This window comes from Wenzhouxiangella psychrophila (assembly GCF_042310375.1).
Taxonomy (GTDB): Bacteria; Pseudomonadota; Gammaproteobacteria; order Xanthomonadales; family Wenzhouxiangellaceae; genus Wenzhouxiangella.
The window spans coordinates 1-847 of the sequence record NZ_JBHJMQ010000030.1; the positions used below are offsets into that span (position 1 = coordinate 1).

An 847-nucleotide genomic window follows, 5' to 3' on the forward strand; every position below is an offset into this window, starting at 1 on the left:
TGGACGATGCATAGCTGGATCCGGGTCTCGGGGTAGACCGCCTCGATCGCCTGGGGAAAGCCACTCAAGCCGTCGACACAGGCGATCAGGATGTCCTCGACGCCTCGGTTCTTGAGCTCGGTGAGCACCGACAGCCAGAACTTCGCACCCTCGGTCTCGGCGATCCACAGGCCCAGCAGCTGCTTGTGGCCCTCCAGATCGATGCCGAGCGCGATGTAGACCGATTTGTTGATGACCTGCTTGTTCTGGCGCACCTTGACGACGATGCAATCGAGATAGACGATCGGATAGAGCGGATCCAGTGGTCGGCTCTGCCACTCCGTCATCTGGTCGATGACCGCGTCGGTGACCTTCGAGACCAGCGTTGAGGAGACCTCGGCGCCGTACATCTCCTGGAACGCGTCGACGATCTGGCGCGTCGTCATGCCCTTGGCGTACAGGCACAGGATCTGGTCATCGAAGGCGGTCAGGCGGGTCTGGTACTTGCCCAGCAACTTGGGCTCGAAGGTGCCGTTGCGGTCCCGGGGTGTGTCGATCTCGACCTCGCCGTGCTTGCCCTTGAGCTTCTTCGAGGACTTGCCGTTGCGGCTGTTGCCGGTGTTGTGGCCCTCCGGGGCGTGCTTCTCGTAGCCCAGATGGTCCTCCATCTCGGCGCCGAGAGCGGCTTCGACGGTCATCTTTGTCAGCCGGTCGGACAGCTCGCCGAGATCCTTTTCGGTCTTGACCTGCTTGGCCAGCTCGGAAACCAGCTCCTTCAGCTTTTTCTCATCCACTACTGCGTCCATTGATAAACTCCTGATTTACAGTACGTATCAATGGGCAGTTACACAAATCTCAGGACAGCCCC

Annotated in this window: 1 protein-coding gene; it reads right to left on the reverse strand. The window is 60.2% G+C overall.

All coding sequences use genetic code 11. The features are described from left to right. Positions 1-773: IS256 family transposase (locus ACDC66_RS15200; RefSeq protein WP_376697586.1), on the reverse strand; the 773-nt coding region annotated here is incomplete at its 3' end. Positions 774-847 lie beyond the last annotated feature (74 nt).